Genomic DNA, 24,579 nt, shown 5'->3' with positions numbered 1-24,579 from the left:
CGGGGGGGAGGAGGAACGCGATGTCTCAGCAGCTCGTCAACGCCATCGCGCTGGGCTCGATCTACACCTTGTTCTCGCTCGGTCTCACCCTGTCGTGGGGGATCCTGAACGTGCTGAACCTGGCACACGGGGCGATCTTCACGGCGGGCACGATGTTCGCGTTCCTCCTGACCGAGCACGCCGCCGGCCTGCCGTTCGCGGTGGTGCTCGTCGCCGCACTGGTCGGGAGCGCGCTGCTGGCGGTCCTGATGGAGGCGGTGGCCTTCGCCCCCATCCGGGCCCGGTCCGCGAACGCGCTGGACGCCGAGATGCGGACCTTGATCGCCAGCGTCGCCGTGGCGTCGATCATCGTGACTGTCGTCGGCATCCAGAGCGATCACCAGCCTTATGCGCTGCCGCAGTCGCTGCTCGAACGGCACCGGTACGACCTGCTCGGTGTCCACGTGTCGAACGTGCAGATCCTGGTGCTGGTGGCGGCGATCGTGCTGTCGGTGCTGCTGGTGCTGTTCGTCCGCCGGAGCAGGTACGGGCGGGCGATGCGCGCGGTCGCCTTCGACCGCACCGCCGCGGGCATGGTCGGCATCTCGGCCCGCACCCTGCAGTTGGCGGCGATGGCGCTCAGCGGTGCCCTCGCCGGCGTCGCCGGGGTGCTGCTGGCCGTCTACCTGGGCGCGGCCGACGCGCACATGGGTGACTCGTTCCTGCTCAAGGCGTTCGCCATCATCATCCTGGCCGGTGTCGGCAGCCTCGAGGGAGCGGTTTTCTTCGCCTACGCCTTGGCCCTGGTCGAGACCCTGGTCGGGTACTACCTCGGCGGCGATGTGCGGGACGCCCTCGCGTTCGTGCTCATCGTCGTCATCCTTGTCCTCCGTCCGCAGGGGCTCGCGGCCCGGCAGGGGTGGCAGCGCGCATGATCGACTGGTTCAGCGGCAACGAGGGCTACATCCAGGGCGCGCTGGTCGCGGCACTGCTCGCGGCGAGCGTGCAGGTCGCCCTGCGGGCCGGCGTCCTGTCGTTCGCGAGTGTCGGTTTCTACGGCGTCGGGGCCTACGGGACGGGCTACCTGACAGCGACGCAGGGATGGGGGACGGCGCCGGCCGCGACCGTAGTAGTGATCATCACGATGGTCCTGTCCTGGCTGCTCGCGCTGGTCCTGGCGCGGCTGCGCGCCCTGTATCTGGCGATGGCCACCATCGCGTTCGTGTTGCTCGTTCAGATCGGGGCGCTCGCCTGGGACAGCGTGACGGGCGGTCCGCTCGGTCTGTTCGGCATCCCGCCGGCGCTCGGCACCGGCGGGGTGGCCTTGATCCTGGCCGGCGTGCTGGCCGTGAACGCGCTCACCCAGCGGGGCGCGGTCGGGCGCCGACTGCTCCTGCTGCGCAAGGACGAGGCGCTCGCCAGCGCGCTCGGCGTGAACGTGCGCCACCAGCACCAGATCGCGTTCGTGTGGAGCGCGGTCCTCGGGTCGCTCGCGGGTATCTCCCAGGCCAGCCTCCTGACGGTCTTCACCCCCGAGAACCTCGGCTTCTCCGTCATGGTGTCCGCGCTGACCGCCCTGGTCGTGGGCGGCACCTGGCACTGGAGCGGGCCGTTGATCGGCGGGGTCGTGTTCTCCTGGTTTCTCTCCGCGTACCTGGGTTTCGCCAGCGACTACCGGGGCGTCGTCGAGGGCGCGCTGACCGTCGTCGTCCTGGTCTTCCTGCCGAAGGGGCTCGCCGGCCTGTTCGAACTGCTCGATCCCGGCCGCCTGCGCCGCGCGGCGGCCGGGCCCACCGGCGGACCGGGCGGCGTATCCGCCGGGGTGCCCGGCGGCGCGTCCACCGGTCAGGACCGGCCCGTTCCGGCTCAGGAGATGGGGGTGTCCTCATGACCGCCGTCCTCGAGCTGCGGGACATCAAGGTGCGGTTCGGCGGGGTGAAGGCCGTGGACGGGGTCTCGCTCGCCCTCGAACCGGGCCATCTGCACGCCCTCGTCGGGCCCAACGGGTCCGGTAAGACCACCGTGGTCAACACGATGTCGCGCCTGGTCACCCCGACGGACGGGCAGGTGTTCCTCGGGGGGCAGGACGTGACGGCGGCCGGACCACACGAGGTCTACCGCCGCGGGCTGGCCCGCACCTTCCAGGGCATCCGGCTCGTCGAGGGCCTGACGGTGCGCGAGAACGTGCTCCTGGGGGTGCAGGAACTCCCCACGGCGCGGTCCCGGGCCGGCCGTCGGCGTGCCGCCGAGGCCGCCGACGAGGCTCTGGAACGCATGGACGTGCACCACGTCGCCCAGGTCGCGCCGGCGGCGCTGCCCTACGGCGTCCAGCGTCGCGTCGAGATCGCCCGGGCCGTCGCCGGGGCGCCGAAGATCCTGTTGCTCGATGAGCCGGTGGCCGGCATGAGCGCCGGTGAGCGCCAGGAGATCTCCGCGGTGCTCGGCCGCCTGCGTGACGATGGGATGACGATGCTGCTCATCGAGCACGACCTGAGGTTCGTGCTCGGCCTGAGCGACCACCTGTTCGTGCTCAACTTCGGTCAGCTGCTGGCCGCGGGCGATCCGGCGGCCACCGCCGCGCTGCCGGCCGTGCAGGAGGCGTTCCTGGGGAGGAAACATGTCCCTGCTTGAGATCGAGCACCTGCGGGTCGCCTACGGCAAGGTCGTCGCGCTGCGCGACGTCGACCTGGTGCTGGAGGAGGGCGCCATCACCGTCGTCGTCGGGGTGAACGGGGCCGGCAAGAGCTCGCTGATGAACGCCGTCAGCGGCCTGGTCCGGGTGTCGGCCGGATCGGTGCGGCTGCGCGGGCACGCTATCACCAACCGCCCGAGCCACCGGATCGCGCGGGCGGGGGTTGTGCAGGTGCCCGAGGGCCGGCGGATCTTCGCGCCGTTGACCGTCGAGGACAACCTGCTCCTCGGCGGGCACACTGTCCATGATCGTCGGCGCCGGCAGGAGATCCTGGCCACGGTGTACGAGTCGTTCCCGGTGCTCGCCGAGCGCCGGGACTCCACCGCGGGCCTGCTCAGCGGGGGTCAGCAGCAGATGCTGGCGTTCGGCCGGGCGTTGATGACCGATCCCAGTATCCTGCTGCTGGACGAGCCGTCCATGGGCCTGGCTCCGGTCATGGTCGACGTCATCGTCGAGGCGATCCGCGGCATCGCCGCCCGCGGCATGTCAATCCTTCTGGTGGAGCAGAACGCCGCCGCGGCGTTCAGCGTCGCCTCGCAGGCGTACGTCCTGGAGAACGGCGAGGTGGTGCTGTCGGGTCCGGCCTCGACGGTGGCCGAGGACCCCCGGGTGCTACGGGCCTTCCTCGGAATCGAGGCCGGGGTTTCCTGACCGGGCGGAGCCGTCCCGTCGGTCAGTCCGGGACGACGACGGCCCGCCCGCGAACCCTGCCTTCGGCGAGGCGCCGGTAGGCGACCGGGGCCTCGTCGAGGCTGTAGGTCTCCACCTCGACGCGGATCTGGCCCGCGGCGGCCATCTCCAACACCTCGAACAGCTCGGGACGCGAACCCCAGTACGGGAACCGGACCGACGCGTCGAACGCGATGGTGCGGTAGCCGACCGGGACGGCGCCGCCGCCGACACCGATCACCGACACGTCCGCCCCGCGGGCCGCCACCCGCGCCGCCAGATCGGTGGTGGCGGGGGACCCGACGAGATCCAGCACCATCGCGGCTCCGGTGCCGCGACTGAGGCCGGCGACGAGCTCGGCGGTGTCCTCAGTCCGGACGGCGTGCTGGGCGCCGAGGCCGCGGGCGAGCGCGAGCCGGTCGTCGTCGATGTCGACGGCGACGACCGTGGCCGGGCAGAGCGCGCGCAGCATCTGCACGGCGACGTGCCCCAGCCCACCGACACCCACGACCACGGCGATGCTGCCCGGTAGCAGCCGCGGCAGCGACTGCCTGATCGCGTGGTACGGCGTGAGACCGGCGTCGGTGAGACAGACGTGGCGCACCGGGTCGAGATCGCCGAGCGGCACCAGATGGCGTGCGTCGTTGACGAGCTGGTACTGCGCCATCGACCCGGCCGACCCGAGACCGGGAGCACGGATGCCGAGAGCGGCCGCGAACGGGCAGTGGTTCTCCGCGCCGGTGGCACAGACGCGGCAGCGACCGCAGCCCCACGGTCCGTACACGACCACCGGCTCGCCAACACGAACCCCGGCCACGCCCGCCCCGATCTCGGCCACCACACCCGCGCCCTCGTGGCCCAGCGTGAGCGGCAGCGAGCCGTACGGGTAGGTGTCGGCGTCGCGCGCGAGCAGGCCCAGGTCGGAGTGGCACACCCCGGCCGCGGTGACCCGGAGCAGAACCTGGCCGGGCCCGGGACGGGGCCGTTCGACCTCGACCACCTCGGGCCACTGGCCGAAAGTGCGGTACTGCAACGCCTTCATGCTTTTCCTCTCGCCGCCGCGTCCGTCTCGGGCCGCCACCTATCGCACCGCCGCGCGGGACGTCCGCGCTGTCCCGTTGTCGGACAGCCCGTCCGTGGCGAATCGGCTTACCTTCGAGGGCAGCCGCCCCGGGACATAGGAGGATCATGAACCCCGCTGGAAGCAGCGCCATCGTGACGGGGGGTGCCTCCGGACTCGGCCTGGCCAGCGTCCGCGGGCTCCTCGCCCGGGGCGCGGCAGTCGTACTCCTCGACCTGCCGACATCCGCGGGCGCCGCTGTCGCGGCCGAGCTCGGTGACCGGGTCCGCTTCGTGCCGGCGGACGTGCGTGATCCCGAGCAGGTGTCCGCCGCCCTCGACGCGGCCGAGGACCTCGGCCCGCTGCGGATCGTCGTGAACTGCGCGGGTGTCGGGGACCCGGCCCGGACCGTCGGACGGGACGGGCCACTCGACCTCGCCAGGTTCACCCGGGTCGTCGAGATCAACCTGATCGGGACGTTCAACGTCGTGCGGCTCGCGGCGGTCCGGATCGCCGCCACCGATCCCGTCGACGGGGAACGTGGCCTGGTCGTGTGTACCGCATCGGTCGCCGCGTACGACGGCCAGATCGGCCAGGCGTCGTACTCGGCGTCCAAGGGCGGCATCGTCGGCATGACGCTGCCGCTGGCCCGCGATCTCGCCAGCCACCAGATCAGGGTCATGACGATCGCGCCGGGGATGTTCGAGACGCCGATCCTGGCCGGCCTGTCGGACGAGATCCGAGCGTCGCTCGCGGTCCAGGTGCCGCACCCGTCCCGGCTCGGCCGGCCCGACGAGTACGCCCAGCTGGTCGTGCACCTGGTCGAGAACGCCATGCTCAACGGCGAGGTCATTCGCCTCGACGGGGCGATCCGGATGGCGCCCAGATGAGCACCGGGCGGCCGGTGGCCCTGGTGACCGGGGCGTCGCGGGGCATCGGCGAGGCGGTCGCCGTCCGGCTGGCCGCCGCCGGCCATGACCTGACGATCAGCGCCCGCGGTGCCGATGCGCTGGCGTCGCTCGCGTCCCGGCTGCGGGACGAGTACGGCAGCCAGGTGGCGGTGTGCGTCACCGACATGTCCGCCGAGGATGACGTCCGCCGTCTCGCCGCGACGCACCGGGAGGCGCACGGCCGCCTCGACGTGCTGGTGCTCAACGCGGGCATGGGGGCCATCGGACGCTTCGCGGACTACCCGGTGCGGCGCTTCGACAAGATGTTCGCGATCAATGTGCGGTCCGCCTATGTGCTCGGCCAGGAGCTCCTCCCGCTGCTGCGCGAGGCCGGTGCGGCGACCGAACGCGGCGGCAAGATCATCGCTGTCGCGTCAATGACGGGGCTCGCCGGGGAGCCGCTCAACTCGGCCTACGGGGCCACCAAGGCGGCCCTGATCTCCTGGTGCGCGGCCGTGACCACGGAGGAGTCGCTGGGGGGCGTCGTGGCCACCGCGGTCTGCCCGGGGTACGTGGCCACCGCGATGACCGAGGGCCTGGCGGACTCGGTCCCGCTCGACACGATGATCCCCGTCGACGACGTCGCCGAGGCCGTCGCGTCGCTCACCCGGCTGAGCCGTCGCACCGTCGTCCCGACCTTCGTCCTGGCCCGGCCCGGCCGGCACACCTGGCGGGCCTGAGCCCGTAGCGCAACGGCGACGCTCCGTCGGACAGTTGCGATCCTTCGTCGCCGGCACAGTCTTCGACCCCGCCCGAAAGAGGTAACCATGAGCAGCGCAGTCATCGTCGACGCCGTCCGCACGGCCTCGGGGCGAGGGAAACCGGGTGGCGCCCTCTCCGTTCTCCACCCGGTCGAGCTGCTGTCGCAGACCTTGCAGGCCCTGCTCGCCCGCAACGACGTCGACCCGGCAACGATCGACGATGTCATCGCCGGTTGTGTGTCGCAGACCGGTGAGCAGGCGCTCAACATCGCGCGCACCGCTTCCCTGGCCGCGGGCCTGCCCGTGGAGGTCCCGGGCACGACCGTCGACCGGCAGTGCGGCTCCAGCCAGCAGGCCGCGCACTTCGCCGCGCAGGGGGTCATCGCCGGCGCCTACGACATCGTGATCGCCTGCGGTGTCGAGTCCATGAGCCGCATCCCCATGGGCGCGAGCTCTCAGGGCCAGGACCCGAACGTGGCCCCGCTGAGCCACCGTTTCCCCGACGGCCTGGTCGGCCAGGGGATCTCGGCCGAACTCATCGCCGCCCGCTGGAAGCTCTCCCGCGAGCAGCTCGACGAGTACTCGGCCCGTTCGCACCGCCTGGCCGCCGAGAGCGCGGCGTTGGGGCTCTTCGCGCGCGAACTGGTGCCGGTCACGCTGCCCGACGGCACGCCGCACACCGTCGACCAGACCGTTCGCCCGAGCACTACGGCCGAGGGCCTGGCGGGGCTGCGGCCGTCGTTCGAGACCCCGGAGTTCTCCGCCCGGTTCCCGGAGATCGACTGGAGCATCACCGCCGGCAACTCGTCCCCGCTCACCGACGCCGCCTCGGCGGCGCTCATCATGAGCGAGGACCGCGCGCAGCGGCTCGGCCTCACCCCGCGGGCCCGCTTCCACAGCTTCTCCGTCACCGGCAGCGATCCGCTGCTGATGCTCACCGGCGTCATCCCGGCCACCCGCAAGGTGCTGGAGCGCGCGGGACTGTCGATCGACGACATCGACGTGTTCGAGGTCAACGAGGCGTTCGCGCCCGTCCCGCTGGCCTGGCAGATCGACACCGGGGCCGATCCGGCGAAGCTGAACCCGGCCGGCGGCGCCATCGCGCTCGGTCACGCCCTTGGCGCGTCCGGCACGCGCCTGCTGTCGACCATGCTGACCAACCTTGAGGCGACCGGCGGCCGCTACGGCCTGCAGACCATGTGCGAGGGCGGCGGCATGGCGAACGCGACGATCATCGAGCGCGTCTGACCATGAGCATCACCTTCGACTTCACCGGCCGCACGGCGGTCGTGACGGGCGGCGCGCAGGGCATCGGCCTGGAGATCGCCACGCTTTTCCACCGCGCCGGTGCCCGCGTGGCCGTGCTCGACCGTGATCCTGCGGCCCTTGAGAAGGCCTGGCCGGCCGACATGGACCGATGCCGCACGCACGCGGTCGACGTCAGCGACAGCGGCCAGGTCGCTGCGGCGATCGACGACATCGCGCGCTGGGCGGGGTCGGTCGACATCGCCGTCAACAACGCAGGCATCACCCGTGACACCGTGGTCTGGAAGATGTCCGACGAGCAGTGGCAGGCGGTGCTCGACGTGCATCTCAAGGGAACCTTCCTGGTGACCCGCGCCGTCGTCCCATACATGCGCGCCGCCGGTTTCGGGAGGATCGTCAACGTGACGTCGTACACCGGCCTGCACGGCACGATCGGCCAGGCGAACTACGCCGCGGCCAAGGGCGGGATCGTCGCGTTCACCAAGACGGTCGCCAAGGAGGTCGCCCGCTTCGGCATCACGGTCAACGCCATCTCGCCGAACGCGGCCACGGCAATGGTGAAAGCCGTGGGAGAGGAGCGCCTCGCCGCGATGACGGCGACCGTGCCGCTCGGTCGCTTCGCCGAACCCGCCGAGATGGCCACGGCGGTCGGCTATCTCGCCGCGGACGAAAGCGCCTACGTCACCGGAGTGGTCCTGCCCGTCGACGGCGGGCTCGCGATATGAGGACCCGGGGACGACCAGCTCACCCGTGGCCGACCCCACAGGGCTGTGTTTCGCACCCGGTCTATTCTGGATCCCGTGCGGGCGCAGGCTGAGCCGGGCAGCGGCGAGCCCCGGCGGCTGCGGACCCGCCTGGACGCGGACGACCGGCGCGAGCAGATCGTGGAGGCGGCGCGCAAGCTGTTCGCCGCTCAGCCCTATGAGTTGGTCTCGACCGGCGACATCGCCGCGGCCGCCGGGACGACCCGGACGAACATCCATTACCACTTCAGCACGAAGCGTGAACTGTTCTTCGAGGTCATCGGGCGGTTCTCGCGCATTCCCGAGGATGTCGTCGTGGCCCAGGGCGGATCGGCCGAGAGCCGGGTCGCGGCGGTCTTCCATCGCTGGCTCGACGCGCTGGAACGCAACCGCGCCACCTACGTGACGATGTTGCACGCGGCGTCGAGCTCCGACCCACAGGTGAGTGGTGTCGTGCGCCAGAGCATGCAGGCCTGGGAACGCAGACTCGTGGAGATCGTGGGCCTCGACCCGCTGTCGGGCCCGCACGCGGCGATGATCCGCAGCTTCCAGGCGATGGTCACCGACGCCACCGCCGCGTGGCTCGAACGGGGGGAACTGTCCCGTGCGCACATCGAGGCGATGCTCTTCCGCGTCCTGCTCGCCCTCGGTGAGGCGGCGAGGGACGCGGACGGATCGGCTTCGGGTTAGCCGAGTACGACCGAGGACCGAGGATCGAGGGACTGAGAACCGGGCATCCGGATGATGCGCGGTGGTCCGGTGGCGAGATGCCACGACCGGATGGGGCGCGGGCGGACGGACTGCGACGGCGGCCCGTCCGCCCGCGTCGGTCTCAGGCGAGATGCTTGGCGAGGAACCGGCCGATCAGGTCGGTCGCCGCGCGTGCCTGCGGAAGGAACGAGAACAGCGGCCAGATGTGGACCATGTTCTCGCCCACCTCCAGGGTGGCCTCTCCACCGGCGGCGACGATCTTGTCGATGAGGCGGACCGCGTCGTCGTACAGGCCCTCGTCGGTGCCGACCAGCGCCAGCGTGGGGGGAAAATCGTGCAGGTCGGCCCACAGCGGGGACGCGAGCGGGGTCGCCTTCGGGTCCCGGCCGGCCAGGAACGCGCCGCCCATCTGTTCGACGAGCGCGCGAGCTGGGAGCGGGTCCCGATCGGCACGCTCGACCAGCGAGGCCGCTTCGCCGGTGAGATCGACGAGCGGCGACATCAGCACGAGTGCGTCCGGCGGCGTCTCCCCGTTCTCACGCAACGCCACCACCGCCCCGGTCACGAGACCTCCGCCGGAGGAGTCTCCGACCAGCGCGACGCTGGTCACGCCGGGCTGGGATCGGGCGAACCGGTACGCCGTGAGCACGTCGTCGAGCGGTTCGGGATAGGGATGCTCGGGGGCTAGCCGGTAGTCGACGACGAGGACGCGGCAGCGGGCGGCAGCCGAGATCCGGTGGGCCAGCTCCTGGTACCCCGCGGCGGTTCCCATGCACCAACCGCCGCCGTGGACGAGGACGGCGACGGTGCTGGACTCGACGGCCCGGTCGCGCACCCAGTACGACGGGACACCGCCAGCGTCGACCGCCTCACTCGACGCCTCGGCCGGCAGCGGAAATGTCGCCAGGACTTCGTCGTAGAGGTCCCGGTAATCCTGGATCGTGCCGTCCGGCCTGGAGACGAGATGAGCCAGCAGGTCGCGGGCACGTTGAATATCAGTCGTCATCGTGCGGCTCACAGTCGCTGAAGCTCGGGGAGGACCTCGGTGCTGAAGAGCTTGAAGCTCTCCTCGGCGAGGTCGCCATACAGTCCGCCATACTGGAAGACCATGATCGGTTCGTATTCGCCGACGATCTCCTTGCGTTCGTGGTGCTTGCGCAGGATCTCTTCCGGCGTCCCCCAGATCTGCGCGTCGACGTAGGTCTGCACGACCTTGTCCAGACCCAGCTCATCGATGGCACGTCTCGCCGCGGCGTAGGAGGCGTATCCCTGCGTGCTCTCGAAATGCCGGCCGCCAAATTCATAGTGCTCGACGCAGGTCATGTAGTAGTTGGCGACCCTCTCGGTGGCCACCTGTCGGGCCTGCTCGGCATCCGGGTGGCAGTAGGTGAGGTCGATCATCATGGGCGGTGGCGCTTCGGTTCCGTGCGTCTCGCGGTGGGCCTGCCGATACTGCTCGATCATCGGCAGGTGCATGTCCCGCATCGGGCCCTGGATGAAGGCCATCATCTGGATGCCGAGCCGACCGACGGCGACCGCGGAGTCGGGACTCATCGCGACGCCGCTGGTGCGGCCCTTGAACGAGGCCAACGGGCGCGGGTGCACGGGCACTCGGGGTTGCTGGTAGTAGGTTCCGTGGTTCTCGACGTAGCCGTCCTCCAGACCGCGAATGATCATTTCGGCGGCCTCGTCGAAGCGGTCCCGGGACTCACCCATGTCCAGCCGGAATCCCTCGAATTCACGGCGGGAAAGTCCGCGACCCATCCCGAAGATCACGCGCCCGTCGGCGAGATTGTCCAGAAGAGCGATCTTCTCGACCACGCGCAGTGGGTCGTTCCACGGCAGGATAACCGCCGTCGTCTGCAGTTTGATGTTGCTCGTCCGGGCGGCCAGGTAAGATAAGAACTGTGTGTTGTCCGGGCACATTGAGTATCCGGGGTCGAAGTGGTGCTCGACGCAGCCGATGCTTTCGTAGCCGAAAGCGGCGGCCATCTCCGACAGGCGCAGGTGGTCGCGATAGACGTCGTGGTCGTCGCGTTCCTGCCCATAGTTCTGCAACAGGTTGGTCAGATGGACTTTCAAGGTGTATCCCCTCGTGACCGAGTCGGGTAGTCCGAACGCGCTGGTCGTTGTGACTCCCGCTACTATCACCGCTGCGCCGTACAGCTCCGGTGTCGCAGGACGAGACAGCGGTCCTTGCTGGTCAGAAGGAGTGGGTGTCGAGGTCGATCCCGAGGGCACGCATCTTGCGGTAAAGCGTCGAGCGGGCGATGCCGAGGGCGGCCGCGGCGTCCTTCTTGTTGCCCTGATGGTCACGCAGCGCCTGCAGGATGGTGGTCGCCTCGGCCCGCTCAAGGCCGACGAGGGTGCGTCTCGACGCCGCACTGATGACGTGGGCGGGCAGGTCGCGAGCGCCTATGTACCCGGTGTGGGCCATGGCGACGACCTGGGCGACGAGGGTCTCCAGTGAGCGCAGGTTCGCCGGCCAGTCCAGCCGCGAAAGGGCCTGGACAGCGTCCGGCATCCACCGCGGTGGCGGTGTGCCGGGCGGGGTGTGCCGCTCGGTGAGGTGGCGAAGAAGGTCGGGCAGATCCTCGAGACGAGCGGCCAGCGGAGGGACGTGGATCACCGCACCGAACGGTGCGACCAGCTCGTCACGACCGCTTGTGCCTGGTATCCGGGTCGCGGTGGCCCGCAGAATCGTCCGGCCCGACGCCGAGCTGAGTGCATCAGCCACCGCGGCGGTCAGGTCGGCCGGTGTCTCGTCGAGGTGACGCATCAGCAGCGCGGAGGGCCGTTCGCGCAGGAGCCCGGTTAATCGGGCCACCCATGCTTCGGGAGCCACCGCGGCGTCCCGGGCGTCGAGGACGGGGGCCTCGCTGGGGAGATCGACCGAGGCGATGCTTGCGCGGCCGCTTCCCGGCTCGCCAACGACCAGCATGGGACGTGACCCGGCGGCACGGACCTCGCGGGCCAGGCAACGCCAGGCGGCGCTGTGCCCGACCAGGCCGTCCAGCGTCGGTGTCGGAACCGGCGTCGAGGTCGGGTGACCCGCGTCGGCCGTCCGGATGAGTCTGACGATCACCCCGACGATCCGGTCGTCGTCGTGTATCGGGAGGTAGCGAGCACGCAGACGACGCCCGTCGGTGACGGTGAGGGCGTCCACGATGCTGTGGTCGGCGGTGAGGACGCGCGCGGCCTGTTCCCAGATGCCCGCCTGGTCCACTCCGCCCAGCAGGCGGGCCGCGGCCGCGTTGGTGACGATCGTGTCGGAGCTGACGGCGAGGACGGGGTGGCCGGTGTCCCGGTTCTCGCGTATGAACCGCTCGATCAGGGTTCGCTCCGCCCGCGACGACCGGTGCAGCAGCGCCGCCTCGACATCGGCGGTGAGTTGGCGGATCCAGGCCAGCGCCAGCCGCGAGGTGTCGGCGAAGTGGCAGGTCAGGTTCAGGCTGCCGACGACCCGACGGGACACGGGATGGGTGATGACGGTGCCGGCCGACGTGAGAGCGCTGAACTGGGTGGCGAAGTGCTCCGGCCCGCGAACGAGCGTCGGACGCCGGCTGAGCAGCGACGTCCCGCTCGAGGTTCCGATGACGCTCTCGTCGACGACGAACCCCGGCGTGATGTCGAGGTGCTCGAGCCGGGCGGCGAGCGCCCGGCTGCCGAGCCACTGGCGCAGGATGACGCCCTCGGCGTTGGTCAGCGATAGGCAGGACTCCGACTGCTCCAGGTCGTCTCGCCGGGAAGCCAGCACCGAGTCGGCCTGCTCGGCGAACCGCAGGTCCTGTTCGCGGGGCTTGGTGGCCCGGGCGGGCGATGTCATGGCGGGGTCCAGGCCCGCCTTGAGGCATCGCGCCCACGACTCCAGGACCGTCTGCGAGACCGTGAAGCCGCCGGGCCATGCTGATGACTGACGCTCCCGGAGCAGGCTGCGGGTCGCGGCCTCCGGCGCCACTCCTCGATAGGTGTTGTGGGTCACATCTGGAGTGTCGGATTGGTACTGACACTCTGTCAACGGTGCGGCGGACGCCTGCCTCGGCTGTTTCGGGAAAGGCGTGGCGCCCTCGGTGGCCGGGCGGCTCAGAAGGCGCTCCAGCCGGCGTCGACCGGGAGAAGCGGTCGGGCTCAGTCGCGGTCGGGCTCAGTCGCGGTCGGGCTCGAAGTGGGCGATGTCGAGGATCTGCCCGGTCCGCTGCGGGGCCCACACCGCCCGTACCCGGCTGCCCGCCGGTAGTTGGGCGAGCAGCGTCGTCGGCTCGGTGAAGTCCAGCCCGATGACCCAGTGCATGAGCAGCGTGCTCGCCCCGTCCAGCCGGATGCCGCCGATCGCGTACGGCGGCGTGGGCCCGCCGCGGAAGCCGTGCCAGGCGACGGTGAAGACCTCCAGGCTGCCCTCGGGTGGCAGCTCGACCCAGCGGTCCGTTCGCTCGAAGCAGGATTCGCAGTAGGCCTGCGGCGGGACGAACACCCGGTCGCAGGACGGGCACACGTTGGCGAGGATCTTCCGGTCCCGGAGCCCGTCCATGAACCGACTCCACGTGGCGCCGAGGTGGATGTCGTAGTGCAGGTCCCAGTGGACGGCCTGGGTGGGGGTGGTCGTCATGCGTCGCTCCTGGGCAGGGCCTCGAAGATGGCGAGGTTCTCGAACTGGAAGAACGTGCCGCCGGTGCCGTGGGCCAGGGCCCGGCGCGCGCCCGGCACCTGGATCGGCTCGGGAGCCGCGCCCATCACCTGCAGCGCGGCGTACGCGTAGGGCGCCAGCTCGCCGGCCACACCGGCGTTCGTGCACTTCGGCCCGCCGGAGAGGTTGGTGGGCAGGGACCCGCCGGCCGAGGTCGCGCCCGACCGGATCAGCTCGACGCCGCCACCGGGCGGTGCCAGCTGCAACGCCTCCAGCTGCATCGGCTGCATGTGCGCGTAGGGCGCGAAGATCTCGACGACGTCGAACTCGGCGGCCGGGTCGCGCACGTCCGCGAGCGCGTACACCCGCCGGGCGAGGGTGGCCAGGTTCTGCATCTCGGCGAAGTCGCCCTTGCCGCCGCCGAGGTACGGGTCGCTGGACATCCCCATCGCCCGGATCAGCGCCGGGGTGGACCGCAGGTCGTCGACATCGTCCGCGTCGGCGACGATCATCGCGACGGCCGCGGCCGACACGGGGCACACCATCGGCTGGGTGAGCGGCGACGACAGCGGGCGGCCGTTCACGACCTCATCCTCGGTGACCGTGTACCGCAGGTGCGCGTGCGGGTTGCGCGACGCCTTCTCGTGGTCCGCGACGACGACGGCCGCGAGGTCCTCGGGTGTCAGGCCGTAGCGTTGCCGGTAGGCGTTCGCCGCGAAGGCGCCCATGTGGTAGGCGCCCATGCCGAGCGGCTGCTCGATGATCATCGGCGAGTTGGTGTTGATCGCGCTCTGCAGGTCGCGGACGCCGAAGAAGGTCGGCCCGCCCAGGCACAGCACCCGGGCGTGCGATCCGGAGCGGACCATCCGTGCGGCGACCTGCATCAGGTTCCCGCCGGTCGTGCCGCCGGTGTTGATGATCGTGACGGGCAGGTCGGCACCCAGGCCGAGCGCCCGGGTGAGGTTCCTGGCGCCGAGGACTGTGCCCTCGAAGCCGTCGATGTTGCCGACGACGACCCCGTCGAGCGTGTCCGGGGTGGTGCCGGCATGGTCGAGGGCGGCCCAGGTGGCCTGCTGGCACAGTTCGACCGCCGAGAGCTGCTGCTTGCGGGGCGAGGTGGCATCGGTGATGCCGGCCCCGACGACCGCGGCACGGTAGGGCATCAGGCGGCCTCCACGACCAGGACGGACACGTCCTCACTGACCAGACCGGTCCCGGTGTCGACCGAATGCGCGACGGCGGTGCTGGCGCCGGCCCGGCTCTCGAGCTGTTCGACGACCTCGAGCAGGCGCAGCGCGCCGTTGGCGAGGCCCGGGAAGTTGCTGCGGGCGCCGCCGCTGGCGTTGACGTCCTTGTCGCCCAGCGAAGCGGCCAGGCCCAGGGCGCCGAGGTAGGGGGCATGCAGGGCCGGCGTCGGTGCTGTCAGTTCCACGAGACCGACCTGCTCCGCCGCGGCGGAGATGCCGGCCTGCCCGTAGGCGATCCGCGTCGCGCGGCGGGTGGGGGCCGCCGGGTCGGACAGCCACCGACCGTCCCACGTGTACCCGCCGGTCGCGTGACCGAAGCCGGTGATGCGGGCCGATCGGCCCAGACAGCGGCCAGCCCGCGCGGGCGAGGCCAGCACGACGGCGACGGCACCGGTCGAATGCGCGGGCAGCATGAGCTCCCGCAGCGGCGCGGCCACCTGCTCCGACGCCAGCACTTCCTGGGCCGTGACGGGCGCCGTCCGGACGGAGCGCGGCCGCTCGCTGCCGCGGGTGATCTCCTCCGCGGCCAGCCGGGCGAACGCGTCGAGGTCCTCGCCGCCGGATTCGAGCGTGTGCGCGGCGTGGAGGGCGTAGACGACCTCGGCGGTCAGGCCGACCGGGCGGTCGAAGTGCGGTTCGAAGCCGAGGTTGGACACCTGAGCGAGGAACGACCGCCGGGCTTCCCGGTCGGCGGACCGGACCTCGGGGTTGTACACGCCGACCGCCACCGCGACCTCGACGTCACCCGCGGCGACGGCCTCGGCCGCGGCGATCACGGCGAGGCCGGAGTCGCCCTCGATTCGGAACGCGTCGTTCAGGTAGCCGCCGGCGGCCGCGGTGTACAGGCCGCTGGAGATGCTGCGGCCGTCGAGCACGTCCAGCGACGCCATGACCGACAGGCCGAGGTCCTGCTTGCGCAGGCCGCACTCGCGCAGGGCCGCATAGGTGACGTCGAAGACGAGCTCGTCGAGCATGGCGTCCTGCTCGGGCAGGAACGGGGTGGCGGCGAGGCCGACGACATGGACCGGTGCCATCCGTCGAACCGGGCGTGGGGGGCGAGGGGGCATCTCACTTCCTCAGGGCTCGAGACGTCGTCACCGTAGGTCCGGCTGGGCGCGGCCGGGTGTCCCATCGCGGGACAGCGCGGGGCGCGAGGGCGTTGGCCGCGGCGGCGCGGCGGCGCGACTGGCGATGCGGCTCCGGCGGAGGATGACCGTGGCGCAGATCGAGACATCGGGGTCGGCAGGCTCGGTGCGACAGTCGCACAATGTCGGTGTCCCCCACCTCTGGGTCCCCCACGTCTGTGGTCACGAAGGTGGACGAGCTTCTCGCCGCCCATCCGCCTGCCGGCACCGACCGGCTGGCTTTCCTGCGGGCCCGGTTCGACGCCGGCCTGGCCTGGGTGCACTTCCCCGAGACACTCGGTGGTCTCGGGCTCGACGCGTCCCTGCAGCCGGTTGTCGACGCGGCCTTCGCCGCGGCGGGCGCTCCGGACAACCGGCCTCAGGGCAACGTGATCGGCCTGGGGATGGCGGCGCCGACCCTGCTGCGCTACGCCACGCCGGAGCAGCAGCGGCGGTGGATGCGCCCGCTGTGGACCGGCGAGGAGATCTGGTGCCAGCTGTTCAGTGAGCCGGGCGCCGGGTCCGACCTGGCCGCGGTCGCCGCCACCGCGCGGCGCGACGGCGACGACTGGGTCGTGAACGGGCAGAAGGTCTGGACCTCGCTGGCCCACGACTCCGCGTGGGCCCTGTTGCTTGTGCGCACCGACCGGGATCTGCCCAAGCACCGTGGGCTGACCTACTTCGTGCTCGACATGAGCACGCCCGGCGTGGACGTGCGCCCGCTGCGGCAGCTGACGGGCGAGGCGGAGTTCAACGAGGTGTACCTCGACGACGTCCGCGTCCCGGATGCGAACCGGCTCGGTGCGGTCGGCGAGGGCTGGCGCGTCACGCAGACGACGCTGATGAACGAGCGCGTCGCGATCGGCGGGGCGGTGGCCCCCCGTGAGGAGGGCGCGATCGGGCCGGTGGCACGTGAGTGGCGGGAGCACCCGCGGCGCCGGGACGCGTCCGCCTACGACGAGCTGCTGCGGCTCTGGGTGGACGCGGAGGCGCTGCGGCTGACGAGTGCCAGGCTGGGCCAGCAGCTGGAGGTCGGCGCGCCCGGGCCGGAGGGTTCCGGTCTCAAGCTGGCCTTCGCCCGGCTCGCCCAGGCGGCCTCGTCCCTGCACCTTGACCTGGCGGGCGCCGACGCGCTGCGCTACGACGACTGGTCGATGCGCCGCCCTGACTTCACGACGCCGCTGGACCGCGTGCCGGGCTTCTGGTACCTGCGGACGCGCGCCAACTCGATCGAGGGCGGCACCTCCGAGGTGATGCGCAACATCATCGCCGAGCGCGTACTCGGCCTGCCGGCGGAGAGCCGGCCGGACCGTGACATCCCGTGGAAGGACCTGCCGCGATGAGCGACGTCCCCTCGCTGCTGTACACCGACGTCGAGGACGACCTGCGGGCGGCGGTCCGCTCCATGCTGGAGAGCCACAGTCCGTGGGCACGTGTGCTGGAACGGACCGATGGCGACGTCGCGGGTGACCGCAAGCTGTGGACCCTGCTCACCGACGACCTGGGGCTGGCCGGGCTCGCCCTCGGCGAGGACGTGGGTGGCGCGGGTGCCTCCTGGCGTGAGGTCGCGGTCGTCCTGGAGGAGCTGGGTCGGGCGGTCTGCGACGTCCCCTATCTGACCAGCGTCGTGACGGCCACCGCGTTGGCCGAGGCGGTGGGCGCCCGCGAGCTGCTCGCCGAGCTCGCGACCGGCGCCGTCGCCGCGGTGGCGGTCCCGTTCACCCAGCCGCTCGACCACCCGGTCTCCGACCCGCCGCGCTTTGCGGCGGGCCGGATCCGCGGCCGCGTTCCTGCGGTTGCCGGTGCCGCCGAGGCGGACGTCCTGCTCGTACCGGTCGCCGGGGCCGTCGTTCGGGTCGCCGCCGCCGACGCGCGGATCGAGCCGGTGCCTTCGCTCGACATGACCCGCCGGGTCGCCGACATCGACTTCGGCGCTGAGGGCGGGGCCGCCGCCACGGTGCTGGCCGAGAGGGACGCGGTGCCCGCGGCACTGGCGCGGGCTGCGGCCGTCAGCGCGGCCCTGCTGGCCTCCGAGCAGCTCGGTCTGGCGCAGCGATGCCTGGAAATGACGGTCGAGTACGTCGGCCAGCGCCGCCAGTTCGGCCGCCTCATCGGGTCCTACCAGGCGCTCAAGCACCGCCTGGCAGATCTGTGGACGGCGATCGCCCAGGCGCGGGCGGTCGCCCGCTACGCGGCCGCGTGCGCGGCCGTCGACGACAAGGACCTTCCGGTCGCGGCCTCCCTCGCGCAGGCGGTGTGCTCCGTCGTCGCCCAGCAGGCAGCCGAGGAATGCGTACAGCTGCACGGCGGCATCGGTTTCACCTGGGAGCACCCTGCCCACCTGTACCTCAAGAGAGCCCGCGCGGACGCGCTGGCACATGGGACCGCCGGGTGGCACCGCCGCAGGGTGGGGGCGCTCGTGGACCTGCCGCCCGTGGCCGACTGATGCATCGCCTTCGTCGGACGTGTCTTCATCGATCTTGTCTTCATCGATCTTCGTTGATCCAGCGGGCCGCCCGCGAACGAGAAGGAGCCTGGCATGACGATCACGTCTGCGGGTCGGGTGGACCGGACGGCCGTCCTGCCACTCGAGCCGACCGAGGAGGAGCGTGTCCTGCGCTCGACGGTCAGCGACATTGTCGGTCGGTTCGGGCACAGCTACTACATGGAGCGCTCGCGCAGCGGCGAGCCGATGCGGGAGCTGTGGGAGCTGCTCGGCAAGAGCGGCTTCCTGGGCCTGAACATCCCGGAGGAGTACGGCGGTGGGGGCGCCGGTCTCACCGAGCTGGCGATCGTCCTGGAGGAACTGTCCGCCCGCGGCTGCCCCGAGCTCGCGATGGTGCTGTCGCAGGGGATCGCGGGCTCGATCCTGCCGCTGCACGGCAGCGCTGAGCAGAAGGCGCGGTACCTGCCCGGCATCGCCAGCGGGGCGGAGAAGTTCGTCTTCGCGCTCACCGAGCCGGACGCCGGGTCGAACTCGCACAACGTGACCACCTCGGCGCAGCTGGACGGCGACGAGTGGGTGATCCGCGGAACCAAGTACTACATCTCCGGTGTCGATCACTGCGATCACTTCCTGCTCGTCGCCCGCACCGGCACGAACGAGGCAACCGGGCGCGGGCGGCTGACCCTGTTCATCGTCGACGACCCGAACATCGCGGGGCTCGAGCGTCAGCCGATCCCGACCGCGCTGCAGGCTCCTGAGCGTCAGTTCACCTTGTTCTTCGACGGGGTGCGGCTGCCGGCCGACGCCGTCGTCGGTGAGGTGGGGCACGGACTGCGTCCACTGTTCGACGGCCTCAATCCGGAGCGGGTGCTCAGCGCCGTCATCTGCACCGGCGTCGCCCGCTACGCCCTCGACCGCGCCGTCGCCTATACCACGCAGCGGCAGGTGTGGGGTGTCCCGATCGCGGCCCACCAGGGGGTGCAGCATCCCCTCGCCGAAGCGGCCATCGAGCTCGAGGCCGCCCGGGGCATGGTGTGGCGCGCGGCCGCGCTGTTCGACGCCGGCCGGCCGGCCGGCGAGGAGGCGAACATGGCCAAGTTCCTGGCCTCGCGGGCCGGGCTCAAGGCGCTCGACACGGCCATCCAGATGCACGGCGGCAACGGGCTGGCCGACGAGTACGGCCTGGCCGACCTGTGGGGGATCGTGCGGCTCCAGCAGATCGCTCCCGTGTCCACCCAGATGGTGCTCAACCACATCGCCCAGCACACCCTCGGACTGCCGAGGTCGTACTGATGACCGACCTGACTGGACGAACGGTCGTCGTCACCGGTGGTAACTCTGGTCTCGGCCTCGGGATGGCCGAGGGCGTCGGGCGCGCCGGGGCGCAGGTGGTCATCTGGTCGCGCACGGCCACCCGTAACGAGAAGGCCGTCGCGGCCCTGGCCGAGGCCGGCGTGCGGGCGAGTGCCGTCGCCTGTGACACGAGCGACGAGGCTTCCGTCGACAAGGCCATGGCGGAGACGACGAGCAGGTACGGAGCCGTCGACTGCATGATCGCCAATGCGGGGATCGCGGCGGCCGCGCCCTACGCCGAGACTTCCCTCGACGACTGGCACCGGGTGCTGCGCACCAACCTCGACGGAACCTTCCTGTGCACCCGCGCCGCGGCCCGACACTTCATCGAGCGGGGCGAGGGCGGTGCGATGGTTGTCGTCTCCTCGACCATCTCCCGCTACGGCGGCGCGGGCCAAGCCGCCTACACGACGAGCAAGAGCGGGCTGGTCGGGCTGGGGCGCACGCTCGCAGTGGAGCTGGCCCGCCACCGCGTCCGCGTCAACATCCTCGTGCCGGGCTGGGTCGCCACCGCCATGAACACCCACCTGCGCGAGAACGAGGCATTTATGCGCGCCACCACGGCGCGCACGCCGGTGCGACGGTGGGCGCAACCGGACGAATTCCATGAGGTCGCGGCCTTCCTGGCCGATCCGACACTCATGTACCACACCGGGAACGAAGTCATCGTCGACGGTGGATACACCGTCTACTGAGCTTGCGGACTACAGAGCTTGCGGAATGACTGTGTGAGGAGCGGCGAGGTGACGATCGGCATCGAGACGATGCGCAAGGCACTGTACGACCTCCGGCTACCGGCGGGGGAGATCGTGATCGAGTCGTACGAGGCGGCCATCGGCGACGTGGCGCTGCGGGCGACGGATTCCGCTCCCGGCGTCGCCCACCCCGTCTGGTTCGTGATCGCGTCGTTGCGGGGCATGGGTATCTCGGTTGATCAGTTGTGTGAGCTGGCCGGTCAACAGCCGGGCGAGACGTTGTTGTTCGGGAGCTGCGAGGTCGTTCAGGACGAGCCGCTGCGGGTGGGTGGACGGTACGTCACCCAGGCCAGGATCGGCGACGTGGGCAGCCGGACCACGCGTGACGGTTCGCGCCTCGACCACATCGAGGTGATCGTCGAGATCGCCGCGCTGCCGGGCTTCGCCCCGGCCGGCGAGGTGACCAGCAGATATCTGTTCAAGCGAGGAGTCGCGACGTGACCGGAACCGCCGCCACCGAGGTCGGGCAGGAGCTGCCGACCAGGATCACCACGAACATCCGGGACGACGACATCCGTCTGGTCGCATTGATTCTGCGCGACTCGAACCCCATCCACTTCGATCTCGACGCGGTCGCGCGGGCGGGGCTGGGGGATCGGGCGGTCAACCAGGGCGGCGCCACCATGGCCTACATCATGAACCATCTGATCGAGTGGGCGGGGGCGCGTTCCGCCGTCCGAAGGATCACCTGCTCCTTCCGCGGCAACGTCGTCGCTGGGGACGATGTCGCGGTCGGAGGGACGGTCACCTCGGTCGAGCCGACCGAGGGCGGCGTCCTGGCCGGCTGTGATGTGTGGGCCGACGTCGTTGGAGGCCGCCGTGCCATCGCGGGCACGGCGACCGTGTTTCTCCCGGCTGCGGGGAACGGCACCGGCGCGGAGAGCCCCACCACGTAGCCTCGGGTACCCCACGGCCGGGGACGACCCCGGCGCTCTCCTGACGCCAAGTCAGTAGCTTGGCATCATGCAGTTGCCGCCGTCACAACCGACGTAGGTAACGGCCTGCGGGCCCGGGCCGCCCGGCGCCAGCTGCACGGACTGGAACGGGTCGAGGCGCAGGCCATCCTGCAGGCTCTGGCTGAAGCAGCCGGCAACAAGAAGGTGGCCGCGGACGCCTTGGGAATCGCGCGCTTGACGCTTTATCGGAAGGTGCGCGCGTTCGGCGTCGACCTCTCGGGGCACACGTTCTGAGAGTTCGACTGCTCGCTGCCTGGCGTCCCGCCTCGCTGCCGGCGGCCGTCGCGCGCTCCGCGTCAAAATGTGCCAGGGCCGCCGTCTGCGCTGATCCAGAACTCCGAGAAGCCGAGACGGTCCATTGCCACGGCCAGCTCGATGTCCTGGTGGATGGCGAGATGAGCGTCGGTATCGACCTTGTGTCAGGGTGCGAGGAAGGCACCGAACTCGAGCGGTGGGTATTCCAGGTGAGTCTCCTCAGAACTGGGTGCTGGCCGTCCGCCCGAATGCTCACAGAACGTAGACAGCGCTGTCCCCGGCCACCTGTCGCATTCCGCCACATGGTGTGAGCCACACCACGTGCTGGGATGGATACCAGTCGACCGAGGAGCTGACCAAGCCGATGCACGCCTGGGCAACCGATACCTCGACCTCAGCGGACGCCGTGGGCGATCTCGATGATCACGCGCCGAGCTGGCGGCCGCTGGTAGCACAATCGTTCGCCGAACCGTCCGTGAGCGTCGAAGAGTTCAAGTCGGCCTTTCGCAACCACCCCGCCGGAGTCGCCGTCATCACGGCCGACCCGGGGGACGGGCCGGTGGCCATGACCGCGACATCGGTATTCTCGGTCAGCGCCGAGCCACCGCTGTTAGTGTTCTCCATCTCCGCCCAGTCCTCGGCGGCGCCGAGCATCCTGCGCGCCGACACCGTCGTCGTGCACCTGCTCGGCACCGGTCAACTGGAGATCGCGAAGCTCGGAGCCACCAGCGGCATCGACCGCTTCGCGGACACCTCGCTGTGGCGGCGGATGCGCACCGGCGAGCCATACTTTCCCAGCGCCCACGCATGGATACGCGGCCGGATCGCCAACCACATGGCCGCAGGCACCTCGACGCTCGTCGTCGTGCAGGCAGTCGAGACCGGCGCCCCACCGGTCGGTGATCCATCAGCGGACGCTGGGTCGGCCGAGCCCCTCGTCTACCACAACCGCACCTGGCACCGACTCGGCGATCATTCCAAACTGCCCTGACCAGCAACGGTGATACTGCCGAGGCGCCCTGCGCGAGGCACGCGCTGGCACGGCGCGCGACCGCCACTCCCACGGTGAGCGATGGCGACGATGGCGCGGACGGGGCTCGACTGGCACCTTGATGACAGCCGGATCGCCGAGGTGTGCCGCGCTACGACGTCGCCGCATTGTCCGTCTTCGGCTCGGTGGCTCGCGGCGACGACACCGACGAATCGGACGTCGACCTGCTGTACGTGCTCGAACGCGGCGGCGTTCTCCTCGCTGTCGGGCACGTCAACCTCGAACCCGTCGATCGCCAGCAACCGCAGCACGCAGTGGAATGATGGTGCGGCATGGCCGACGTAGCTGGCCGCGCTGGGACTGCGGGGAGAACCAGATGTCGCCGGAGCTGACTGACGAGGTCGTCCACGAGCTTGCCTGCGCCTACTCTGGCCAGATGGCCGCGAGCCGTGTTGGCGTCCATCGGTCTTGACCGTTCTAAGCAGCCCTCGTGGAACGCTACGACCTCCCTCAATTTCTGGCGCGAGGTCAACAGCCTTCTGGGACTCGGCGTCGTCCCTGACGGTGCAGCGAAGCTGCTTGACAAGGCGTTGGAGGACTGGCCGGTCAATCCGGTTTTCCAGAGGGCCCGCAAGGAGGTCACCGCAGGCATGGCTAGCAGTAGCGACGCCGCCGGCGGCCAGCAGGTCACGGGTCGGGGCATGCCAAGTCCACGAACGTCAGAATCGTCTACTTCGCACGCTGGTGACGCGACGCCAGACATGATTCCGGAGGCCTCTGCCGGCCCGGCCAATAAAACTATCGAAATCGGTCGGAGCGCAAGGCCGACACCGCACATCTCGGATTCCGCACCGTTCGCCACCGGCTCGCCTCGCGGATGTTAATAAGCATCGTCGCAGCACTAGCTCTAACTCCTCTTGCCGCCTGGCGGATCAATGAAGGACTAGGAGAGAGGGCGGTCCCCATGCCCAAGCCGGCTCAGACGGCGCCACGCTCTCCCGACTTCGCTCCATCGAGAGTTCCATCCGAGGAGGCGCTCAAAGCTGCCATTCTGAGCGCAACAGACTTCCCTGGGTGGCGGGGAACAGAGAATCCCTTCAGTGTCGACTCACTGCAATTATGTGGCCATGCTGCAAAGGTTAAGTCGGCCACGAACACGGCAGGGCGGCTGTTCATTGAAGGAAGCCAAATTTACGGGGGAATTTCTGTACAGTCGGGCGCCACAGGGTTCGTTACCGACCGCGACGCAATCAATTTCATGTCCGAAGTTCAATCTCGTGCAAATTCGTGCGTCAGTTGGCCCAAAAAAGACGTCACGCTGCAGGTGGAACGGGTGGAGCGAGCTAGATTCGGTGAGGAAAGTATTCGAGTGTCCACCACTACACAATCGGGCGGGATACCTGCCGAGATCCAGTTTGTTTACATTCGGCGAGAATCGACGATCGCACTCCTGTACTACAGGGCAGGTGGAGGATACCTGGCCAAACCTGAGCTCGACGAGTCCTCTGTTGACCACTTTGCGGACATACTAGACTCGCGGATTCGAACGATAAACTGACAGGCGCCGCTACGTTCACCGGATCGAGGTAGGGACCGCCCTTGCGGGCAGCCCCCGCGCAGATCCGCGAACAGGAGCAGGCGCCGTGCCGCGCGCAGCACCGCCATGGGCCCGCTGTGGACTGCGAGGTGCCTGGTGCCCGGCAGTAGCGCGACCACGGACAGGTCCACTGCGGGCGCGACCAACGGCGCCATCCAGATCGGAACCCCGAGCCGTACCCCGAGCGCGAAGCTGTTCCCCAAGCCGAACAGGAACGTCAACGCGAACCACACCGACGATCACGGTCACGAGTCGGGCCGAAGCGTCCGGCATCGCCAGAAATTCGGGACACCTGTTCGATTGGTTAGATGATATTGCTGTCGGCGTGGTCACTGAGCATTTTCAAAGTTGGTTTTTTTAGATTCCTTCCTGTTCCAGGACGAAGACGGCTTGGGTGAATGTGCCGACCCGGCGTGGGCAGCCGCGGAAGCGGCTGAAGACGCGCCAGTTTTTCAGGACC

The 24,579-nt window shown here is 70.2% G+C and carries 26 protein-coding genes and 1 pseudogene; 19 read left to right on the top strand and 8 right to left on the bottom strand.

Annotated features, from left to right (window positions below; all coding sequences use genetic code 11):
• The first annotated feature begins 20 nt into the window (after nucleotides 1-20).
• The 4 genes from AC6EXY_RS29350 to AC6EXY_RS29335 are packed head-to-tail and all read left to right on the top strand — an operon-like array spanning nucleotide 21 to nucleotide 3,322.
• Nucleotides 21-914 carry a branched-chain amino acid ABC transporter permease gene (locus tag AC6EXY_RS29350; protein ID WP_101833989.1) on the top strand — a complete coding sequence of 298 codons (894 nt, stop codon included), beginning with the start codon at nucleotides 21-23 and terminating at the stop codon, nucleotides 912-914.
• Complete coding sequence (locus AC6EXY_RS29345) at nucleotides 911-1,870, top strand: branched-chain amino acid ABC transporter permease (RefSeq protein ID WP_101833987.1); 960 nt, start codon at nucleotides 911-913, stop codon at nucleotides 1,868-1,870. The genes AC6EXY_RS29350 and AC6EXY_RS29345 overlap by 4 nt, the downstream gene beginning before the upstream one ends.
• Nucleotides 1,867-2,610 carry an ABC transporter ATP-binding protein gene (locus tag AC6EXY_RS29340; RefSeq protein ID WP_101833985.1) on the top strand — a complete coding sequence of 248 codons (744 nt, stop codon included), beginning with the start codon at nucleotides 1,867-1,869 and terminating at the stop codon, nucleotides 2,608-2,610. The genes AC6EXY_RS29345 and AC6EXY_RS29340 overlap by 4 nt, the downstream gene beginning before the upstream one ends.
• A complete protein-coding gene (locus AC6EXY_RS29335) occupies nucleotides 2,597-3,322 on the top strand; it encodes an ABC transporter ATP-binding protein (RefSeq protein ID WP_207770497.1) in 726 nt (241 codons plus the stop codon). The genes AC6EXY_RS29340 and AC6EXY_RS29335 overlap by 14 nt, the downstream gene beginning before the upstream one ends.
• Nucleotides 3,323-3,344: 22 nt before the next feature.
• Here the strand turns inward: AC6EXY_RS29335 and AC6EXY_RS29330 are convergent, their stop codons facing one another.
• On the bottom strand, nucleotides 3,345-4,382 hold the full coding sequence (locus AC6EXY_RS29330) for an alcohol dehydrogenase catalytic domain-containing protein (RefSeq protein WP_101833983.1): 1,038 nt from the start codon (nucleotides 4,380-4,382) through the stop codon (nucleotides 3,345-3,347).
• Between the two features lie 146 nt (nucleotides 4,383-4,528).
• Between AC6EXY_RS29330 and AC6EXY_RS29325 the strand changes: the two genes are divergently transcribed.
• The 5 genes from AC6EXY_RS29325 (at nucleotide 4,529) to AC6EXY_RS29305 (ending at nucleotide 8,750) form a co-directional block, all read left to right on the top strand.
• The gene (locus AC6EXY_RS29325; RefSeq protein WP_101833981.1) at nucleotides 4,529-5,290 is read left to right on the top strand and encodes an SDR family NAD(P)-dependent oxidoreductase; all 762 of its coding nucleotides are present in this window, start codon (nucleotides 4,529-4,531) and stop codon (nucleotides 5,288-5,290) included.
• The gene (locus AC6EXY_RS29320) at nucleotides 5,287-6,030 is read left to right on the top strand and encodes an SDR family NAD(P)-dependent oxidoreductase (protein WP_101833979.1); all 744 of its coding nucleotides are present in this window, start codon (nucleotides 5,287-5,289) and stop codon (nucleotides 6,028-6,030) included. Before AC6EXY_RS29325 ends, AC6EXY_RS29320 begins: the two co-directional genes overlap by 4 nt.
• 87 nt (nucleotides 6,031-6,117) lie before the next feature.
• Entirely contained in the window at nucleotides 6,118-7,299 is a 1,182-nt protein-coding gene (locus AC6EXY_RS29315; RefSeq protein WP_101833977.1) for a thiolase family protein, read from the top strand.
• Nucleotides 7,300-7,301: 2 nt separating this feature from the next.
• A complete protein-coding gene (locus tag AC6EXY_RS29310) occupies nucleotides 7,302-8,042 on the top strand; it encodes an SDR family oxidoreductase (protein ID WP_101833975.1) in 741 nt (246 codons plus the stop codon).
• A 75-nt stretch (nucleotides 8,043-8,117) separates the two neighbouring features.
• On the top strand, nucleotides 8,118-8,750 hold the full coding sequence (locus AC6EXY_RS29305; RefSeq protein WP_101833973.1) for a TetR/AcrR family transcriptional regulator: 633 nt from the start codon (nucleotides 8,118-8,120) through the stop codon (nucleotides 8,748-8,750).
• A 142-nt stretch (nucleotides 8,751-8,892) separates the two neighbouring features.
• Here the strand turns inward: AC6EXY_RS29305 and AC6EXY_RS29300 are convergent, their stop codons facing one another.
• The 6 genes from AC6EXY_RS29300 to AC6EXY_RS29275 form a co-directional block, all read right to left on the bottom strand.
• Complete coding sequence (locus AC6EXY_RS29300; protein WP_133150829.1) at nucleotides 8,893-9,777, bottom strand: alpha/beta hydrolase; 885 nt, start codon at nucleotides 9,775-9,777, stop codon at nucleotides 8,893-8,895.
• An 8-nt stretch (nucleotides 9,778-9,785) separates the two neighbouring features.
• Nucleotides 9,786-10,853 carry an LLM class flavin-dependent oxidoreductase gene (locus AC6EXY_RS29295; protein ID WP_101833969.1) on the bottom strand — a complete coding sequence of 356 codons (1,068 nt, stop codon included), beginning with the start codon at nucleotides 10,851-10,853 and terminating at the stop codon, nucleotides 9,786-9,788.
• Between the two features lie 121 nt (nucleotides 10,854-10,974).
• Complete coding sequence (locus tag AC6EXY_RS29290) at nucleotides 10,975-12,729, bottom strand: AAA-type ATPase lid domain-containing protein (RefSeq protein ID WP_101833967.1); 1,755 nt, start codon at nucleotides 12,727-12,729, stop codon at nucleotides 10,975-10,977.
• Between the two features lie 186 nt (nucleotides 12,730-12,915).
• Nucleotides 12,916-13,377 (bottom strand): Zn-ribbon domain-containing OB-fold protein, encoded by a 462-nt coding sequence (locus AC6EXY_RS29285; protein WP_101833965.1) that lies wholly within the window; start codon nucleotides 13,375-13,377, stop codon nucleotides 12,916-12,918.
• Nucleotides 13,374-14,558, bottom strand: a complete 1,185-nt coding sequence (locus AC6EXY_RS29280) for a thiolase family protein (protein WP_101833963.1) — start codon at nucleotides 14,556-14,558, stop codon at nucleotides 13,374-13,376. The genes AC6EXY_RS29285 and AC6EXY_RS29280 overlap by 4 nt, the downstream gene beginning before the upstream one ends.
• Nucleotides 14,558-15,676, bottom strand: a complete 1,119-nt coding sequence (locus AC6EXY_RS29275) for a beta-ketoacyl-[acyl-carrier-protein] synthase family protein (protein WP_101833961.1) — start codon at nucleotides 15,674-15,676, stop codon at nucleotides 14,558-14,560. Before AC6EXY_RS29275 ends, AC6EXY_RS29280 begins: the two co-directional genes overlap by 1 nt.
• A 281-nt stretch (nucleotides 15,677-15,957) precedes the next feature.
• Here AC6EXY_RS29275 and AC6EXY_RS29270 point away from each other — a divergent pair, with 281 nt between their 5' ends.
• The 10 genes from AC6EXY_RS29270 to AC6EXY_RS29225 all read left to right on the top strand — a co-directional run bounded on the left by AC6EXY_RS29270 (nucleotide 15,958) and on the right by AC6EXY_RS29225 (nucleotide 23,406).
• Nucleotides 15,958-17,109, top strand: coding sequence for an acyl-CoA dehydrogenase family protein (locus AC6EXY_RS29270; protein ID WP_243407938.1), 1,152 nt, complete (start codon nucleotides 15,958-15,960; stop codon nucleotides 17,107-17,109).
• Nucleotides 17,106-18,212: an acyl-CoA dehydrogenase family protein gene (locus AC6EXY_RS29265; protein ID WP_101833957.1), complete on the top strand. Its 1,107-nt coding sequence runs from the start codon at nucleotides 17,106-17,108 to the stop codon at nucleotides 18,210-18,212. Before AC6EXY_RS29270 ends, AC6EXY_RS29265 begins: the two co-directional genes overlap by 4 nt.
• A gap of 93 nt (nucleotides 18,213-18,305) precedes the next feature.
• Nucleotides 18,306-19,505 (top strand): acyl-CoA dehydrogenase family protein, encoded by a 1,200-nt coding sequence (locus AC6EXY_RS29260; protein WP_101833955.1) that lies wholly within the window; start codon nucleotides 18,306-18,308, stop codon nucleotides 19,503-19,505.
• The gene (locus AC6EXY_RS29255; protein ID WP_207770495.1) at nucleotides 19,505-20,260 is read left to right on the top strand and encodes an SDR family NAD(P)-dependent oxidoreductase; all 756 of its coding nucleotides are present in this window, start codon (nucleotides 19,505-19,507) and stop codon (nucleotides 20,258-20,260) included. The genes AC6EXY_RS29260 and AC6EXY_RS29255 overlap by 1 nt, the downstream gene beginning before the upstream one ends.
• 48 nt (nucleotides 20,261-20,308) lie before the next feature.
• The gene (locus AC6EXY_RS29250) at nucleotides 20,309-20,761 is read left to right on the top strand and encodes a hypothetical protein (RefSeq protein WP_207770494.1); all 453 of its coding nucleotides are present in this window, start codon (nucleotides 20,309-20,311) and stop codon (nucleotides 20,759-20,761) included.
• Nucleotides 20,758-21,216, top strand: a complete 459-nt coding sequence (locus tag AC6EXY_RS29245; RefSeq protein ID WP_101833953.1) for a MaoC family dehydratase — start codon at nucleotides 20,758-20,760, stop codon at nucleotides 21,214-21,216. The genes AC6EXY_RS29250 and AC6EXY_RS29245 overlap by 4 nt, the downstream gene beginning before the upstream one ends.
• 105 nt (nucleotides 21,217-21,321) lie before the next feature.
• Nucleotides 21,322-21,510 (top strand): helix-turn-helix domain-containing protein, encoded by a 189-nt coding sequence (locus AC6EXY_RS29240; protein WP_101833951.1) that lies wholly within the window; start codon nucleotides 21,322-21,324, stop codon nucleotides 21,508-21,510.
• Nucleotides 21,511-22,006: 496 nt separating this feature from the next.
• Complete coding sequence (locus tag AC6EXY_RS29235) at nucleotides 22,007-22,522, top strand: flavin reductase family protein (RefSeq protein ID WP_207770493.1); 516 nt, start codon at nucleotides 22,007-22,009, stop codon at nucleotides 22,520-22,522.
• Between the two features lie 143 nt (nucleotides 22,523-22,665).
• Nucleotides 22,666-22,845 carry a nucleotidyltransferase family protein gene (locus AC6EXY_RS29230; RefSeq protein WP_243407937.1) on the top strand — a complete coding sequence of 60 codons (180 nt, stop codon included), beginning with the start codon at nucleotides 22,666-22,668 and terminating at the stop codon, nucleotides 22,843-22,845.
• Nucleotides 22,846-22,971: 126 nt separating this feature from the next.
• Nucleotides 22,972-23,406 carry an effector-associated domain EAD1-containing protein gene (locus tag AC6EXY_RS29225; RefSeq protein WP_423748145.1) on the top strand — a complete coding sequence of 145 codons (435 nt, stop codon included), beginning with the start codon at nucleotides 22,972-22,974 and terminating at the stop codon, nucleotides 23,404-23,406.
• 733 nt (nucleotides 23,407-24,139) lie between these two features.
• Here AC6EXY_RS29225 and AC6EXY_RS29220 read toward each other — a convergent pair.
• A pseudogene (locus AC6EXY_RS29220) lies at nucleotides 24,140-24,392 on the bottom strand (hypothetical protein); the annotation flags it as partial.
• Nucleotides 24,393-24,579 lie beyond the last annotated feature (187 nt).

The organism is Frankia sp. RB5, from assembly GCF_059816245.1.
The sequence above is the reverse complement of the archived record's forward strand: the minus strand, read 5'-3'. Positions and strand labels throughout refer to the sequence as shown.

What these genes read in the sequence shown, in the direction of transcription:
- AC6EXY_RS29350 (WP_101833989.1), top strand. Translation starts at nt 21, where the DNA reads ATGTCTCAGCAGCTCGTCAACGCCATCGCGCTGGGCTCGATCTACACC.
- AC6EXY_RS29285 (WP_101833965.1), bottom strand. Translation starts at nt 13,377, where the DNA reads ATGACGACCACCCCCACCCAGGCCGTCCACTGGGACCTGCACTACGAC.
- AC6EXY_RS29340 (WP_101833985.1), top strand. Translation starts at nt 1,867, where the DNA reads ATGACCGCCGTCCTCGAGCTGCGGGACATCAAGGTGCGGTTCGGCGGG.
- AC6EXY_RS29300 (WP_133150829.1), bottom strand. Translation starts at nt 9,777, where the DNA reads ATGACGACTGATATTCAACGTGCCCGCGACCTGCTGGCTCATCTCGTC.
- AC6EXY_RS29280 (WP_101833963.1), bottom strand. Translation starts at nt 14,558, where the DNA reads ATGCCCTACCGTGCCGCGGTCGTCGGGGCCGGCATCACCGATGCCACC.
- AC6EXY_RS29310 (WP_101833975.1), top strand. Translation starts at nt 7,302, where the DNA reads ATGAGCATCACCTTCGACTTCACCGGCCGCACGGCGGTCGTGACGGGC.
- AC6EXY_RS29330 (WP_101833983.1), bottom strand. Translation starts at nt 4,382, where the DNA reads ATGAAGGCGTTGCAGTACCGCACTTTCGGCCAGTGGCCCGAGGTGGTC.
- AC6EXY_RS29345 (WP_101833987.1), top strand. Translation starts at nt 911, where the DNA reads ATGATCGACTGGTTCAGCGGCAACGAGGGCTACATCCAGGGCGCGCTG.
- AC6EXY_RS29275 (WP_101833961.1), bottom strand. Translation starts at nt 15,676, where the DNA reads ATGGCACCGGTCCATGTCGTCGGCCTCGCCGCCACCCCGTTCCTGCCC.
- AC6EXY_RS29325 (WP_101833981.1), top strand. Translation starts at nt 4,529, where the DNA reads ATGAACCCCGCTGGAAGCAGCGCCATCGTGACGGGGGGTGCCTCCGGA.
- AC6EXY_RS29255 (WP_207770495.1), top strand. Translation starts at nt 19,505, where the DNA reads ATGACCGACCTGACTGGACGAACGGTCGTCGTCACCGGTGGTAACTCT.
- AC6EXY_RS29260 (WP_101833955.1), top strand. Translation starts at nt 18,306, where the DNA reads ATGACGATCACGTCTGCGGGTCGGGTGGACCGGACGGCCGTCCTGCCA.
- AC6EXY_RS29335 (WP_207770497.1), top strand. Translation starts at nt 2,597, where the DNA reads ATGTCCCTGCTTGAGATCGAGCACCTGCGGGTCGCCTACGGCAAGGTC.
- AC6EXY_RS29315 (WP_101833977.1), top strand. Translation starts at nt 6,118, where the DNA reads ATGAGCAGCGCAGTCATCGTCGACGCCGTCCGCACGGCCTCGGGGCGA.
- AC6EXY_RS29265 (WP_101833957.1), top strand. Translation starts at nt 17,106, where the DNA reads ATGAGCGACGTCCCCTCGCTGCTGTACACCGACGTCGAGGACGACCTG.
- AC6EXY_RS29320 (WP_101833979.1), top strand. Translation starts at nt 5,287, where the DNA reads ATGAGCACCGGGCGGCCGGTGGCCCTGGTGACCGGGGCGTCGCGGGGC.